This is a genomic window from Natronorubrum daqingense, assembly GCF_001971705.1.
GTDB classification, from domain to species: Archaea; Halobacteriota; Halobacteria; order Halobacteriales; family Natrialbaceae; genus Natronorubrum; species Natronorubrum daqingense.
Genome location: NZ_CP019328.1, coordinates 138666 through 154717, shown reverse-complemented (window position 1 = coordinate 154717; position 16052 = coordinate 138666). Strand labels below are relative to the sequence as shown.

Genomic DNA, 16052 nt, shown 5'->3' with positions numbered 1-16052 from the left:
CGACGACGCGTATCCACCTACTCGTCTCGAGCCTCGAGAATCTCCTCGATCAGCCCGTCCGTATCCGCGGCTGCGTACCGGAATACGGCATCGTAGAACTCCCGGCCAGTCAGGTTCCGAACGTCGTGTTGGGTTCGCAGTTGCGCGTCGACGAGCGCGCGGGCGTCCTCGAGTTCCTCGAGCGTTTCCGGGCGCACGTAGACGGTCTTCTTCTTGGTCGCGTCGAAGGGGAACGCGCTCGGATCGTTCGAGTCGCTCGAATTCGCACCCTCGTCTGCAGTGTCGGTGTCATCAGCGGAATCGTCCACCTCGGTATCAGTGTCGGCGTCGTCAGCGGAATCGTACTCGACCGTTTCCGAAGTAGATTCACTGCTCGAGTCGTCAGCCGACGGTTCGGTTTCCGATTCCGCTTCGGGTTCCGCACTCGAGCCCTCGTCGTCGACCGCCTCGCCTAATCCGGCGAAGCGGTTGTCCTCAGGCATCGTCGACACCTCCGCATTCGACGACCGCCGCCAGTTCGTCGAGGCGGTCCAGCATATCGCTCTCCGGGTCGTGTGCGGCGAGTGGAACGCCTTCACGCCACGCGCGTCGGAACGCGATTCGTTCGCGTATCCCCGGCCCGGGTGAGTCCGGGTCGTCGAAGTGCGCCGAGCGAGCGAACTGTGGCAGGAACTCGCCGAACTGTGAACCCTCGAGGTCACCGATGATCCGCTTTTCCTCGTTGTCGCCGGCCAGCGAGTTCGGAACGATCGCGAGGATATCGAGATCGATCTCCTTGCGAATCGGGCCGATCTGTTGGGTGTACATCCGTTCGAAGCCGCTGACGCTCGGTTCGCTCATCCGCAGGGGGACGATGACGTTTTGCGTCGAAATCAACGACGCGTCAGCCAGCGGCCCGAGGTTCGGTGGCGAGTCGACGACGACGTAATCGTACTCGTCGCCGAGAACGGGATCGATGATCTCGTTTCTGATCCACAACTCGCCGAACGTCGCACTCCGGATGCTGTTCTCGACGCTATCGAGATCCTCGTGGGCCGGCAGGACGTCGAACGAGTCGACGGAGTAGATAACGTCCTCGAGCGCCGTCTCGGTTCCGTCCTCGAGCACGTCGCCGATGTGCTGGGAGGCGGTGTACGCATCGCTCAGGCCGACGCCCTCGGTTGCGTTACCCTGTTGGTCGAGATCGACGAGCAGGACGTCGTTCGATCGGTTGGCGAGTCGTTCGGCGAGATTGATCGCGAGCGTCGTTTTGCCAACGCCGCCTTTCTGGAGGGCGACGCTGACGGCACGTGGGGTCGTTGTCATTGCTGAGAGCACCTCTGTCGCCGTCTCCACTGGCGCGACCGGCGCGGGCGAAACTGCGTACACGTCCGAGACGGTTTCAAACGTGTTCGAAGTCCACACTGTCCGAGACGTCTACACTGTGTACGCCGTTTCACTGGCCCACACCGTGTGCACGGTTTGAGCGGTGTGGACGGCTCAGACGGTCCGCAAGCAGGCCGGGGTCCGACCAACGGTAGATGGACAGGCGAGTTGGAACGTCCGGCTCGTGTGGACGGTTCGAACTTCGCACACTGTTCGAGCGGCGTACACAGTGGACAAGTTCCACACAGTGTAGAATGTGTGTAACGATTCCAACGACGATCCGAGTTGGATCTGATCGTCCAAATACGGTGGCGTGAGCCCGTATACCATCTTCGCTGTGTACACAGTGTGAACATCGTTCGGTGGTCGCTAGATTGTGGGCGCGTGGACACGGCGAGTGTCACGTCTATCATCCGACCATCGTGACTTAACAGTAGCGGAACGTTTACACGTTTCACACATTCTACACAGTTCACCGGTGAGTGAGACGAGGGAGTGTTTAGACAGTGTACAATGTGTGAACTGTTTGGACTTCGTCCGTATGGAGGAGAGTGAGTGTCGAGAGAATCGAAGACAGTCCACAGCGTTCAGAATGTTTGAACTGTTTACACAGTGTGGACCGTTTTCGAGGTTGACAACGTCCAAAGAGTGGAGACAGTGAAAACGGTTCGGTGTTCGGGCTCACACCAATCAATGCGTTGCCCAGCCGATCCAACTATACAGCGTACACCGTCCAAACAGTGTAGACATTTCTCGAGGTGTACACTCCGTAGACGGTGTAGACGGTATCCACTGTACACGAATCGTACAATATCGGGACACGGTGGGCGAACTAAGTCGCGTACACAGCAACAGTGGCGGACACAGTTCACACAGTTTACACAGTGTGGATAATGGACACCGTGTGAACAGTCTACTCGAACGAACGAGGGGCGAGACGAGAAAAGTACTCGAGTCGAGCGACTCACGATCAACAGCTGTGGAACCGTCTAGAATGTAGTGGTGATGTGGACAGTGCAAACGGTATGAACATTCTACACAGTGTGTTTGGTGACGTTGGAACGCACCGCAATTCGAGTGCAGACACCCGAAATCAATCGCGACTCGAGGCCAATATTCAAGGCCCAGTATTCAAAGTGTACGTGTATATGATTATATCGCACACGAGACGAGAGGTGAGTCGGTGAGCGACCAGCGGGAAATCCTCGTCGGCGAAACGGCCGACAGTTCGGATCTCCAACTCCCGGTCGTCGAACTTCTGACTGGCCGTGGATTCGTCACCGGAAAATCGGGTTCCGGAAAGTCCAATACGGCGTCGGTGATCGCCGAAGAGTTACTCGAGGCGGGATTTCCACTTCTCATCGTCGACACGGACGGCGAGTACTACGGGCTCAAAGAGGAGTACGAGATGCTCCACGCGGGAGCCGACGAAGAGTGTGACATCCAGATCGGCCCGGAACACGCCGAACAGATGGCGACGCTGGCACTCGAGGAGAACGTTCCCGTCATCCTCGACGTGTCGGGGTACCTCGACGAAGACGTCGCGGACGAACTGCTCCGAAAGATCGCTCGGCAGTTGTTCGTCAAAGAGAAGAAGATGAAAAAGCCGTTTCTCCTGGTCGTCGAGGAAGTCCACGAGTACATTCCGGAGGGTGGGGGCGTCGGCGAAACGGGGAATTTGCTGATCAAAATCAGTAAGCGAGGACGCAAACACGGGCTGGGAATTCTCGGCATCAGTCAGCGTCCGGCGGACGTCAAGAAGGATTTCATCACGCAGGCGAACTGGCTCGTCTGGCACCGGCTGACGTGGGACAACGACACGAAAGTCGTCGGCCGGATCATCGACACCGAGTACTCCGAACTCGTTTCGGATCTCAACGACGGACAAGCGTTCGTCCAGACGGACTGGACCGAGCGGGACGTGCGAAAGGTCCAGTTCCGACGCAAGCGGACGTTCGACGCCGGTGCGACACCCGGGCTCGACGACTTCGAGCGGCCGGAACTCAAGTCGGTCTCCGATGCACTCGTCGGTGACCTTCAGCACATCTCCGAACGAAAGGAACGCGAGGAAAATCGGGTCGTCGAACTCGAGAATGAACTCGAGAAGAAAGAAAAACGGATCGAGACCCTCGAGGACGAACTCGAGTCGGCACGCGACGTCTCGAGTGCGGCGAAGCAGATGGCAGACGCGCTGACGCGAAAGGAGACGATGCAGACCCAACTCGGTGGTGGTGGGAACGACGAAGAGATGCGTCGGTTGCACGAGGAGATCGTCGACCTCGAGACCGAGCGAGACGAGCTCGCGGAGACGGTCGAAGCGCGCGAGGAGCGAATCGAAACGCTCGAGCAGACGCTCGAGTCTCGAACGGACGCGGTGGAACGACTCCGCGAGGCGAACGACCACTTACAAGATCGCGTGCGCGACCTCACGCACAAACGCGAGCGCAGCGAGCAGGTGGCGAACGCCGAGACGGACGAGGCCGAATCGGAGATCGTGTTGGCAGACGGCGACGACATCGAATTCGGGTACACGTCGGTCGAGCCCCAATCGAGCGCAGAGGACCCCGAGGAGATCACCACCGCGACACCACCGGAACCACCCGAAGCGGTTTTCGAAGGCGAGTGGATCGACGAGACGCTCGAGCGAGTGGCCGATCAATCGCAGTGTTCGGTGACGACGGCTCGCCGGGCGCTCGTCGTGTTGGCTCGAGCGGATCCACTCGAGTCGAAAGCAGTCGCCGGTGCGGTCGGTCGATCGACGGTTGCAGTCCAGGGGATGCTTTCTGAGTTGCGAACCGAGGGGCTGCTCGATCGGCCGGCGGAACGAACCTACACGCTCAGTGCGGACGTTCGATCGAAACTGCACACGATGGCGAGCGAGGAGTAACGCTGGGACGCGAACGACTAGTGCAACTGCTCACCGACGACGTCGATCGACGTCGGGTCGATGTGTTGGTGGACGGGAAGGACCACGACCTCACTGGCGAGTCGAGAAGACAGTTCGTAGGTAGGGTCGTTTTCGACGGTACTCGAGAGCCGCGGCCAGGTGTGTGCGCCACCGACGCCGGCTTGCTCGAGCGTGTCGAGGAGTTGCGCTGGGTTCGGCGTTCGAACCGGGAACACCTGCGGGCAGAGCCCATTGGGAAGTGACTCGAAGAGGACGTCGACGTCGGATCGGTGATCGAACAGTCGGAGCCAGGCCCGGTAGTTCGCCCGCCGAGAAGCGCGGATCGAGTCGGGGTTCGCCTTCTCGATAACGCGCGCTGAGAGTTTCGACATGGTCGTTTTGCTGGCTTCGTAGCGGGCGCTCGGATCCGGACTGACCGACGAGTGACCCGCGACGAGCGTATCGACCGACTGTCGCACGACGGTGCTCTTATTGAGCAAATCGAGTGCGAACGATTTGGCGATGAACTGGTAGTCGGACAACCGAAACGTCTCTGAAACGCCGGCGAGCGAGGACGGTTCGAGCGCGTCGGCGACGGCGTCGGTGTTACAGTAGAGCACCGAGCCGTTCGGGATCGGGAGGATCTTCCAGAGACTCGTGATGCCGAGGTCGCCGCGAGTACCGAGTAACGTCCCATTGTCGACGCTCAGCGGCGCGTGGGCGTTGTCGTCGATGTGGTAGCAGTCGTACTCCTCGAGCAACGCGGTGAACTCCTCGAGTCCCGGTTGTGGGAACCCGAAGTAGTTGACCGACATGACTGCGGCCGTCTCGTCGTCGAGGCGTCGTTCGACGTCGGCCAGATTCGGTGCGAGGGTCTCCTCGAGGCGGTAGTATCTGATCTCGAGGCCGAGTTCCTGAAACGGCTCGCAAACGGCGTCTGGAAGGTACGCCGGAATGAGCACGTTTTCGCCGGGCTCGACGAGTCCGGCGAGTCCGTCGCGGAGGGCAGATTTGCCGGAGCCGTAGGGCGTCATCGCGTTCGCGTGGTGATCGAGGAAGGACTCGATACCGGCCGGTCGGGGCTCGGAAAGCGACCAGACGAACAACGATGGACTCTCACTGATCATCTGTGTACCATCCACGAGAGTATGTGTCTACCAACACAGTTTCCGGATCGAGAACTAGACGAAGAGAGGTTTAGTGATTTGGACGTTACTGGTGGTTGGACGGGCGAAAGGCACTGATTACTGATAACGGGTAGGAGTCGCTTTTGTTCGGTAACACAACGACAGTCACGGCTTACATGAAAACAACAGTCAAATAACAAAAACGGGGTGGGATGTCATAGACGTGTATGGACGATTCGACGGACGACAGAGACATGCAATTACTGGTAATTGGACTCGATGCTGGCTGCCGGTCGATTCTCGGCCCGCTGTGTGAAGACGGGAAGATTCCAACGCTGGCGGACCTCATCGACCGAGGGACCAGCGGCCCGCTCGAGTCACAGATCCCACCCTGGACGGCCAGCGCCTGGCCGTCGATGTACACGGGGAAAAATCCCGGCAAACACGGCGTGTACGACTTTCTCTCGTTCGACGGCTACGAGTGGGACGTAGTGAACGCGACCTACGTCCGAGAACGACCAGTCTGGGAGTTGTTGAGCGAGCACGGCCGCTCGAGCGTCGTCGTCAACGTGCCGGTGACGCACCCGCCCCGGGAGTTCGACGGGGCGCTCATTCCGGGAATGACCGCGCCGGAAGACCCGCCGTGTCACCCAGAGGGGATTCTGGAGGACGTTAAACTCGCGTGCGACGACTACCACGTCTATCCACAGAGCACGGACGCGCCGGAGCAATCCATCGAGGGCTACGAACGGACGATCGAGTGCCGAGGTGAGGCGTTTCAGTACCTCTGCCGGCGGGAGAACCCCGACTTCGGCTTCGTCCAGTTCCAGCAGACGGACACCGTTTTCCACGAGCGACCGGGTGACAAAGCAGCGATCGAAGCCGTCTATCAGGCCGTCGACGAACAGGTGGCGGACATCCTCGAGACGACCGATCCGAAGAACGTGCTCGTGGTCAGCGACCACGGAATGGGCAAAATTACGGGAACGGAGTTCCGCGTCAACGAATTCCTGCGAGATCACGGCTACCTCGAGGCCAAGAAAGGCGGCGACGGGATGCCCAACTGGTCGAAAGCCTGGGAGAACGACCTTCTCGAGGGGGAAGACGCCGGCAAGCACGACGATGGTTCCCTCGCGACCGTCATGAACGTTGCCGCGAAGGCCGGGATCACGACTCAGCGAATCGCGAACGCACTCGATACGGTCGGCCTCAAGGAACCGATCGGGAGACGAGTTCCCAACGAGATGATTCGTGCGGCGAGCGAGCAGGTCGACTTCCCCGAATCGAAAGCCTACGTTCGCTCGAAGAGCGAACTCGGTATCAGGATCAATCTCGAGGGACGAGAGCCAAACGGGCAGGTGGCGCCCGACGAGTACGACGAGGTTCGCCAGGAGCTCATCGACTTACTCTCGGACGTGAGGACGCCCGACGGCGAGGCGATGTTCGAGGTGGTCGCACCACGAGAACTGTACTTCGACGGACCGCATTTCGAGGACGCACCCGATATTCTCACCGTCCCGGACGACTTCGACAACGCGATCGTCGCCGACGTCGGGATGGACCACTTCGGCGAGCCGATGGAACCCTGGAACCACAAGCAAACCGGATTCGTCGCGGCGACCGGTGAGGACTTCAAGGACGGAGCCTCGCTCGAGGAGGCGACGATTTTCGACGTCGCGCCGACGATCTGTACGCTGTTCGACGTGCCGATCGACGTCGAAATGGACGGCGTTCCACTGCCGGTCGTTGAGGGGAGCACGGAGGAATCGTATCCTGAGTACGAACCCGACCCGATCAGCGCGACCGACGACGCCGCGGTCGAAGACCGACTCTCCGATCTGGGGTATCTCTAACGATGGCTATCGAAGTGACGACACTCGACCCACGAACCGACGCGGACGAGTGGAACCGCTACGTCGAGCGATCGGCGGGGACGAATCCGTTCTTTCGGGCGGAAGCGCTCCGACTACAGGCGGATGACACGGGATCCGACGTCCACCTGCTGGCCGGATTCAAAGGCCAGGAATCCGTCGGACTGTTTCCGGTCTTCGAATACGCGAAGGGGCCGATTACCGGCGTCTTCTCGCCAGCACCGCACTCGTGGTCGTGTTATCTCGGCCCGGCGATGGTCAACGTCGACAAGCTCAAACAGCGAAAGGCCGACCGACGAACGAAACGGTTTCTCGACGGCTGTCTCGAGTGGATCGATCGCGAGATTTCACCGCTGTACACGAAGTTCGTCGCCTCGGCGGAGTTCGACGACGTTCGGCCGTTCATCTGGAACGGCTACGACGTGAAACCGGGGTACACGTACATCGTCGACCTCGAGGGATCCGAGGAGGACCTGTTGAATCGCTTCAGCAGTGACGCGCGAAGCAACGTGCGCAACGCCGACGAAGACGCCTACGTGATCGAGGAAGGAACGAACGACGACGTCGAGCGGATCGTCGAACAGGTTGCGAATCGGTACGAAAGCCAGGGCCAGTCGTTCAGACTCACCCCGGAGTTCGCCCGCTCGGTTCACGAGCAACTCCCCGACGGCGCGATTCGGCCCTACGTCTGTCGCGTCGACGGCGAGTTCCTCGGCGGGATTCTCATCGCCGAATCGAAGACGACCCGCTATCGCTGGCAAGGGGGCGTCAAGCCCGACACCGAGGTCGACTTGCCGATCAACGACCTCCTGGATTGGCACGCGATGCGAGACGGCCTTCGGGACGGCCTCGAGACGTACGATCTCGTCGGGGCCGGCGTTCCGAGCATCAATCGCTACAAGGCGAAGTTCAACCCACGACTCGAGACGCACTACGAAATTACGTCGGGAGCGTTCGGGGTGGACTTCCTCGTCGATCAGTATCAAAAACACCGCTAACGTCGAACCGCACTCGAACAATCCAACCAAGCCCGTAAATCAGAGGTGCTAGCATTCGCTTCCCGAGAACTCCATACCCGTTCCGGTCGGGGTAGAGACGTCTGGATGTCGTATTCGGAAGAAGAGATTATTGTCGGCGTTATCACTTTTGTTGCACGTTACCTCGAAGGCTTCTTCGAACGTCTCACCTGCGACCTCCACCTCAGCAGTAATCACGTCACCGTTGGTAACTTCTGCGACGTTTTCGAAGTCTAACGCGGTATATTCGTCGTCGCCACGAGGGGCAATATCTACCGCACCGTCAGTGAGGAGCGTATCGGAGTCATCCCAGACAGCAAATTCGACGTAATAGTGCTGATCACGCAGATTGACAATAGCAAAATGGAACGGGCCCGGATTTTCACCGATGGAACTGCAGCCAGCCGTTAGAAGGACACTCGACCCCGCTATTTGTTGGAGGATTTGGCGGCGGTTCATATATTTGCATTCTATCAAATAAGGAAACTTTACATTCCCGATTTCAATCCTATTTGAACTACGAAATTACGTCGGGAGCGTTCGGGGTGGACTTCCTCGTCGATCAGTATCAAAAACACCGCTAACCGCGGTTTCTGTTCGTGCAACCAGGAGAACGCAGTGTCGCGACCGCATCCGTCGCCGTCTTACTCGTCGATTCGATACTTCGACTGGCGAGCGTCAGCGAGCGAGACGCGACTGGTGACGAGGGCTTCGTCCTCGAGTTTGCCGAGTGCGTAACGGACAGTCCGCGGGCAGAGGCGGGATTCGGTTGCGATCTCCTCCTGAGTCATCGAACCCTCGTACTCGAGGACCTTGTAGACCAGTTTCGAACTGGGCGGGAGCTCGGATAACGGGGTTGGGTCGGCTGCGTCGGTAGCCTCACCATCCGCGTCTGTCTCGAGTTCGGGGTCGGATCCGGTTGCGCTCATCGGCCACCTCCGCGACTCCCACCGTCGATACGTGACGGTGGAGAACGGGTCGGTAGACGCCGCGTCGATGCTGGTGACCGTCGGTGCTGCTCGCTCGAAGACGGATCGCGTTGGGACGACGTCGCTTTGAGCATTCTCGCGGGTGACTATGTGAGCGGTTCGTATATACGATGTCGACAGTTCAACGAAATAGGACGTGACTAACGCGGCTTCACCACCCGTAGACGGGTGGGTAGCGTGGAGGGATCACAACTGAAGGGGTACGGAGCGAGCTCGAGGTGTCCGGTGCTCAATCTTCTTCCTCAACGAAGGCGGTTACTTCTCCATCGGATTCTAGTCGAACGGCGGCGTACGAGGTGCGATTCTCACCGGGTGTTGGAACGTCGTGGGTATCGTCCAAGACGGATTCGTCATCCACGGAAACCTGAAGGGTGAGTTCTCCCGTGGAAGTGATTTGTTCGACATCCCACTGGCTGTTGGCCACTACCGTTTTTGGCCCATATTCGCGTTCATCACCGGTAATTTCGAGTTCAACGACCACTTCGTGGCTCGTCGCTCTTTGATTCGAAAGCTGAACGAGATGATTGGGAGAAGTCGTCGAGGAGAGGGAATTAGAACAGCCCCCGATAAGTGTCGCCGCTCCGGTACCCAATCCAGTGAGGAATGATCGACGTTCCATGGGAAGCCTCTGAGAACGAGAAGTAAGTGTCTTCTGCCAAGCTGATGGACAATACGTAATCTACTGAGCGAGTGATTCACAGGTCCTGGCGAGCAACAAACCCACCACACTACAGCTATCCTCTCGGTTCAGCACCTTCCTCCTATCACCCTTCAAGAGTTCCAGTGAGGCCGATAATTAGTATCGGTTAGACCGGTTGGCCTCGAGTGACAAGTAGGTGACCAACGAGAGAACCAAGTGGGGACTGGCGAGTGGACTCGCACGGATCCCCGATTAGTTCACCGGTGAGAGTAGTCACCGGGGAAGCGACGGAGTGGAGGTGACGACGCTGGCAAACGGAGTTGCTATCGTCCGAACGACCGCGAGGGGACGGGGACGAGCGGTCGCCGGCATGGGAGAGCAGCGTCGTCGTAATCGCGAAGCGGGATCGACGACGCGTATTCGCGGATTGCCAGCGTCGGCGGGATCGATCACAGCGGTGTCACGTCAGGGACTCTGTACTGTCAGAGAGACGTTATCGGGATTCCTTCGGGATGAAATCGGACGTTTTCATCTCTCGATACGTCGCACAGTCGGGGCAGGCGTGGACCACGTCACGATTGTCGCCGAACACGCGGGAAAATTGTCGGGTGACCTGGTTCCCACAGTTGACACAGCGTGGGGAGGTCGTTTGTTGGCCAGACATCATCGGCGTCCACTTCGCGTCGGTTGGTTCCGTCGACATCATCAATTCGTAACCACAGAAGGGTATTTACTATAGACCGCATAATCTGCTTCCGACCGGATTCGTTCTTGCCTCGAGTGTGAGTAGCAGGTGATAAAAACGAAAGAGAGAATGACCGCGTTACCCCTTCGATCTGCGGAAATTCAATATTTCTATCCAGTAATGGTTCGTTTGAGTCCGTATAGATACCGAAGGCTGAGCGAACACCCCACCACTCTGGGCTCGGCAGCGAAGACGCATTTCACACTCGAGTCCGAGGCGAGAACCCGTGGCGATTGCAAGTGTCGTTCTTACGTTCATGACTATTGTTAGCACGCTTGGAGAGGGTCGACTGGACGATTGACACACCACGCGACACTCTCCGGAACAACTTCCGACACGAACGGTCGAGTCACGGTCGGGACCCGACGCGACCAACGGATCCGAAGCCATGGGGGTAGTTTCGGTTCCGACGGCGTCGGTGACTCCTTCCCGGCGGAATCAACGAGCAAACGATCCGTGTAAAACAGTTGTACGCGATCCGAACGTCCTGCGAAACAGTAGCGATAGGCGTGTTACCGTTTCACTCGTTCCACCCTCTCCCATATTCGTGCTGGCGGCCCCTCACTCGACGGTCACGCTCTTCGCGAGATTACGCGGTTTGTCGATCGGCCGGTCGAGCGCGTCCGCCGCGTAGTAGGAGACGAGTTGGAGTTGTACGTTCGCGAGCAAGCCGGCGAGATCCGGAACCGTCTCGGGAATCTCGAGGTGGGCGTCCGCCACGTCGACGGCGCGGTGGCCCTCCGGACAGACGGCGACGAGGGGAGCCCCGCGGGTCTGGGCCTCCGACGCGTTTTTCAGCGTCTTTTCGTCTTCCTCGCCGGTGAACACCGCGAACACGGGAGTTTCCGGCGTGACCAGTGCGAGCGGCCCGTGTTTGAGTTCGCCCGAGGCGAACCCCTCCGCGTGCTCGTAGGTGATCTCCTTGAACTTGAGCGCCCCCTCGAGTGCGACCGGGAAGCCGAGCCCGCGGCCGATGAAGAAGTACGACTGGCTGTCCTCGTATCGGTTCGCGATCGCCTCGGCGTCCGAGCGAACGAGGATGTCGTCGAGTGCGCTCGGCATCGTCGCGAGTTCGGGAAGGAACGTCTCGAAGTCGACTGCGGGTTCGCCGAATTGATCCTCCACGATTCGTTGGCCGAGCAGCGTGAGCATGACGGCCTGCGATGAGAACGTCTTCGTCGCGGCGACGCCGATTTCGGGGCCGGCCCGGATGAACAACGCCTCGTCGGCCGCTCGAGCAGCGGTCGAGCCGACGACGTTCGTCACGGTCACGGTGGTCGCCCCCTCGGCGGCGGCGTGGCGCAGCGCGTTCAGCGTGTCCGCCGTTTCGCCGCTCTGCGTCACTGCGACGACGAGCGTCTCCTCGTCGATCGGTGGGGCAGAAACGCTGTACTCGTTTGCGAGGAGTGCATCGGATTGGATTCCAGCCTGTTTCAACGTCAGCGAGCCGTACAACGCGGCGTGGTAGGACGTGCCACAGGCGACGAACTGGACGCTCGAGACGTCCTCGAACGTACCCGGTTCGAAATCGCCGAGCGAGATGCGGGCGTTCTCGGGGTCGATACGACCCTCGAGTGCCTGCGCTAACGCGGTTGGCTGTTCGTGAATCTCCTTGAGCATGAAATGGTCGTACTCACCCTTCCCCGCCTGCTCGGGATCCCACTCGACGGTTTCGGACTCTCGAGTGACCGGGTTGCCAGCGAGATCAGAAAAGGTCGCACCCTCGTCGTCGACGATGACGACGTCGCCGTCCTCGAGGTAGACGACGCTGTCGGTGTACTCGAGGAACGCGGGGACGTCGCTCGCGAGGAAGTACTCGCCGTCTTCGATACCGACGACGAGCGGCGAGCCCTGTCGGGCGGCGTAGAGGACGTGCTCGCCCGACAGCATGGCCGTGACGGCGTAACTTCCCTCGAGGTCGTCGATAGCCCGTCGAAATGCCGCTTCGTTGTCGAGTCCGTCGTCGAGGTAGTACTGAATGAGGTGCGGAATTACCTCGGTGTCCGTATCGCTCGTGAACGTATGGCCGTACTCGGCGAGTTCCGACTTGAGGTCGGCGTAGTTCTCGATGATGCCGTTGTGAACGACCGCCACGTCTTTCGTTTCGTCCGTATGCGGGTGGGCGTTCTCGTCGGTCGGTGGCCCGTGGGTACTCCAGCGAGTGTGGCCGATGCCGACCTCGCCTTCGATCGGAGTATCACCGATCGAGCGCTTCAGTTCGTCCACCTTTCCCGAACGCTTCTGGACGTCGATACCAGTACCATTTTGAACGGCGATACCAGCCGAATCGTAGCCGCGGTATTCGAGATTCTCGAGTCCGGTTAACAACGGCTCGAGAGCGTTTCCATCACCGACGCGGCCGATTATTCCACACATGAATAGCTCACTCTCCGAACGACTGTCCGAACACAGACGGTTCTCCAGGTGTCAGGTTGGGTTCTGCACACGGCCTCGAACGAACGCGCGTATGACACCGCAGAGCGTCTCGTGACGGTCGTGATCGTGTCATCAGTAGTCGTTCGTCCGTGGCGACTGTTCGAGTCGGCGAACGGTGCACGGACATGATACAGTGGTGCCCACCGGCACCCATTACTATAGACGGACTACTACCTGCGGTAGTTAGCCGGTAACAACCCCGTACGGGCGCTGTCTACCCCCCGTTAGCAAAGGCGACGGTAATCGGGAATACGATGATTTTGGGAAGACCCCCCATATTTCGAACTCGAAGTGTGAATTGAGCGCCCATCAGCTGGTATTAGTTCCAGTATGTAAAGCAAACAAGCGTTCAGGCAACTGATGAAAATAGCGCACGAGGGATACCACGAGCGGGACGGTCGGCGAACGCCAGCGACCACCCAGACATGCCACGATAGGTGGTGATTTTCAGGGACGTCCGAACGCGACGACGACCGAAGAACGATCTCGAGACGAACAAACGTGAACATATTTTTCCAAATGCTGTGGAAATACGCTATTTCTGCATTATTGGCAGTCGATACGAAACCAAATTGAACGCGTATCCGAATCCGCCGTTCCGAATCAGACATTTTATTACCTTTCCAGCCATTTTTTCGCGACGATTACGCTGTTACGAGCCGAAACCGCACGAAAGCTGCATCGTTTGCCGGAACTGTCGTTCGGTCCACCGGCCAAGCGATTTCGCCGCCGATGGGCCGATTACCGCACCTGTAGGCACTCACAACACCGATGAACACCCCTCTCGTCATCAATAGCTTCGACGTCCCACTCGAGGACCCAGTACTGGTCTTTACGATCGCCATGGCCGTGTTCCTCGTCGGGCCGTTACTGGTCAAGCGACTCGGTCAGCCGGGAATCGTCGGCATCGTCCTCTTCGGTGCGGCGATTGGCCCGGGTGCACTCGAGGTCGTCGAACACTCGGACGCGATCGAACTCCTCGGCGAGGTTGGTTTGATCTATCTCCTGTTCACGGTTGGACTCGAACTCGACATTCAAGGGTTCAAGGAGGCACCGGAGAACGCGGCGCTGTTCGGCTTGGCGAGTTTCTTCATCCCGTTTACGATCGGGACGGCCGCGACGCACGTTATTCTCGGCCTCGATATCTGGGCGGCACTGTTGCTCTCGTCGGTGTTCGCCTCGCACACGCTGCTCGCGTACCCGATCGTCAATCGATTAGGCGTCACGAAAAACCGCGCCGTCACGGCGGTTTTCGGTGGGATTCTCTTTACGGATACGCTCGCGCTCGTCGTACTCGCGATCGTGACCGGTGCCGTCGACGGCGGCCTCACCGTCTGGTTGTTCGTGCAGGTCATCGGCTCGCTCGCCATCCTCTTTGGGAGCGCATTGTTCGTGTTGCCGCCGGTGTCTCGGTGGTTCTTCCAGAGTTTCAGCGAGGAGAGTTACTTCGAGTTCCTGTTCGTGATGGTCGGCATCTTCGCCGCTGCGAGTCTCGCCGAACTACTCGACCTCTCTGGCATTCTGGGGGCGTTCATCGCCGGGATCGCACTCAATCAGATGATCCCACAGGGTGGCACGCTGATGAACCGAATCGAGTTCGTGGGCAACGCCTTCTTCATTCCGTTCTTCCTCTTGCACGTCGGCATGCTCGTCGATCCGAGCGTGATCCTCGACGGGCCAGAAACGCTGCAGATCACCGCGCTCATCGTCGTCGTGATGGTCCTCGGCAAAGGGGCCGCAGCGTGGCTCGTCGCCGAGATTCAGGGATACACGGCCAACGAGCGCAACGTCATCTTCGGCCTCTCCGTCGGACAGGCCGCCGCCGCACTGGCGATTACGCTCATCGGTTTCGATGCCGGACTCTTCGGTGCCGAAGTGCTCAACGCCGTCGTCCTCATGTTGCTCGTCACGGCGCTCTTGAGTCCGTGGGTGACTGAACGCGCGGCCAGAAGCGTCGCACTCGAGCGAGAGGTCGGCGACGGAGACGACAGCGCGAAAGACCCCAACATCCTGTTGCCGCTGTCACACAACGCCGAGTTACAACAGCGCCTCCTCGAGTTGTCCTTTATCCTCAAGGGCGAGCAGGGCGGTGAACCCGTCCACGTGATGACGGTCATCCAGCCAAACGGCGACCGGGCGACCGAGACGGAAGTCGCCTCCGTCTCCGAGGATCTCGAGGGGCTCGCGGCGGCAGGCAGCGCCGCCGAGGTCCCAATCGAAACCGAGACGCGCGTGAATCACAACATCGCGTCCGGGATCGTCCAGGGAGCGGTCGAGGTGCAGTCGAACCAGATCATCATGGGCTGGGACGCGAGTTCGACGTTCCGCCATCGGATCTTCGGGAGCACGATCGATCAGGTGCTCGAACAGACGACGCTTCCCGTGATGATTTCCCGACTCGGCCACCCGATCAACACGACCAAGCGGATCTTCGTGGTCGTCCCGATCGGGGCCGATCACCACGAAGGGTTCTACGAGGCCGTCCACAGCGTCAAGCGAATCGCCGCGAGCCTCGGGGCGGAGTTGAACGTGATCGTCGTCGACGGCTCGGCCCACCAGTTCGAGCAACTGTTCAGCCTCGTCGAAGAGGACGTGCCGGCGGATTTCGACGAGATATCCGACTGGAGCCAGCTCATGACGACCCTCGAGGCCGAAACCGAAGACGACGACCTGGTCGTGACGATCTCACCCCGTCGCGGCGACGTCGGCTGGCACGAGGAACTCGAGGATCTGCCGGCGCGATTGAGCGAGTTGCCACCGGAGTCGTTTATCACGATTCACCCGCGACAGGGCGAACCGGAGTACGACCGACAGTACCTGCGCCTGAAATAAGCCGAGAGGTGTCGGATTCGGCGGTCGGTCTGTAGCGCCGGATCCCCGGGCGGCCTGTGGCGTCGGGTGGGTCGGGTCGGTTAGGTGGCGTCGGTGGGTCAGGTCTGTTAGGTTGCGTCGCCACCTGGTGAACACACCTCGGTT

General features: G+C 59.6%; 12 protein-coding genes. 4 read left to right on the top strand and 8 right to left on the bottom strand.

All coding sequences use genetic code 11. The features are described from left to right. Window positions 1-17: 17 nt before the first annotated feature. Both BB347_RS17165 and BB347_RS17160 read right to left on the bottom strand, forming a co-directional pair. Window positions 18-482: a hypothetical protein gene (locus tag BB347_RS17165; RefSeq protein WP_076583420.1), complete on the bottom strand. Its 465-nt coding sequence runs from the start codon at window positions 480-482 to the stop codon at window positions 18-20. Next, window positions 475-1305: a ParA family protein gene (locus BB347_RS17160; RefSeq protein ID WP_076583641.1), complete on the bottom strand. Its 831-nt coding sequence runs from the start codon at window positions 1303-1305 to the stop codon at window positions 475-477. The genes BB347_RS17165 and BB347_RS17160 overlap by 8 nt, the downstream gene beginning before the upstream one ends. 1243 nt (window positions 1306-2548) lie before the next feature. On the opposite strand from BB347_RS17160, the gene BB347_RS17155 reads away from it, so the two are divergent. Beyond that, window positions 2549-4252, top strand: a complete 1704-nt coding sequence (locus BB347_RS17155; protein ID WP_170872021.1) for an ATP-binding protein — start codon at window positions 2549-2551, stop codon at window positions 4250-4252. A 17-nt stretch (window positions 4253-4269) separates the two neighbouring features. Here BB347_RS17155 and BB347_RS17150 read toward each other — a convergent pair whose 3' ends face one another. Beyond that, window positions 4270-5379: a DegT/DnrJ/EryC1/StrS family aminotransferase gene (locus BB347_RS17150; RefSeq protein WP_076583417.1), complete on the bottom strand. Its 1110-nt coding sequence runs from the start codon at window positions 5377-5379 to the stop codon at window positions 4270-4272. Window positions 5380-5606: 227 nt separating this feature from the next. Here BB347_RS17150 and BB347_RS17145 point away from each other — a divergent pair, with 227 nt between their 5' ends. Further along, a complete protein-coding gene (locus tag BB347_RS17145; RefSeq protein WP_076583416.1) occupies window positions 5607-7232 on the top strand; it encodes an alkaline phosphatase family protein in 1626 nt (541 codons plus the stop codon). A 2-nt stretch (window positions 7233-7234) separates the two neighbouring features. Continuing rightward, window positions 7235-8248 (top strand): lipid II:glycine glycyltransferase FemX, encoded by a 1014-nt coding sequence (locus BB347_RS17140; protein WP_076583414.1) that lies wholly within the window; start codon window positions 7235-7237, stop codon window positions 8246-8248. 48 nt (window positions 8249-8296) lie between these two features. Here the strand turns inward: BB347_RS17140 and BB347_RS17135 are convergent, their stop codons facing one another. The 5 genes from BB347_RS17135 to glmS all read right to left on the bottom strand — a co-directional run bounded on the left by BB347_RS17135 (window position 8297) and on the right by glmS (window position 13016). Further along, entirely contained in the window at window positions 8297-8725 is a 429-nt protein-coding gene (locus BB347_RS17135; RefSeq protein ID WP_076583413.1) for a hypothetical protein, read from the bottom strand. 185 nt (window positions 8726-8910) lie between these two features. After that, a complete protein-coding gene (locus tag BB347_RS17130; RefSeq protein ID WP_076583411.1) occupies window positions 8911-9195 on the bottom strand; it encodes an ATP-binding protein in 285 nt (94 codons plus the stop codon). Window positions 9196-9484: 289 nt separating this feature from the next. Continuing rightward, window positions 9485-9736 (bottom strand): hypothetical protein, encoded by a 252-nt coding sequence (locus tag BB347_RS17125; protein ID WP_076583409.1) that lies wholly within the window; start codon window positions 9734-9736, stop codon window positions 9485-9487. A 652-nt stretch (window positions 9737-10388) separates the two neighbouring features. Next, window positions 10389-10598, bottom strand: coding sequence for a DUF7563 family protein (locus BB347_RS19675; protein ID WP_076583640.1), 210 nt, complete (start codon window positions 10596-10598; stop codon window positions 10389-10391). A gap of 603 nt (window positions 10599-11201) precedes the next feature. Then, entirely contained in the window at window positions 11202-13016 is a 1815-nt protein-coding gene (glmS, locus tag BB347_RS17115) for a glutamine--fructose-6-phosphate transaminase (isomerizing) (protein ID WP_076583407.1), read from the bottom strand. 831 nt (window positions 13017-13847) lie between these two features. On the opposite strand from glmS, the gene BB347_RS17110 reads away from it, so the two are divergent. Next, a complete protein-coding gene (locus BB347_RS17110) occupies window positions 13848-15908 on the top strand; it encodes a cation:proton antiporter (RefSeq protein ID WP_076583405.1) in 2061 nt (686 codons plus the stop codon). Window positions 15909-16052 lie beyond the last annotated feature (144 nt).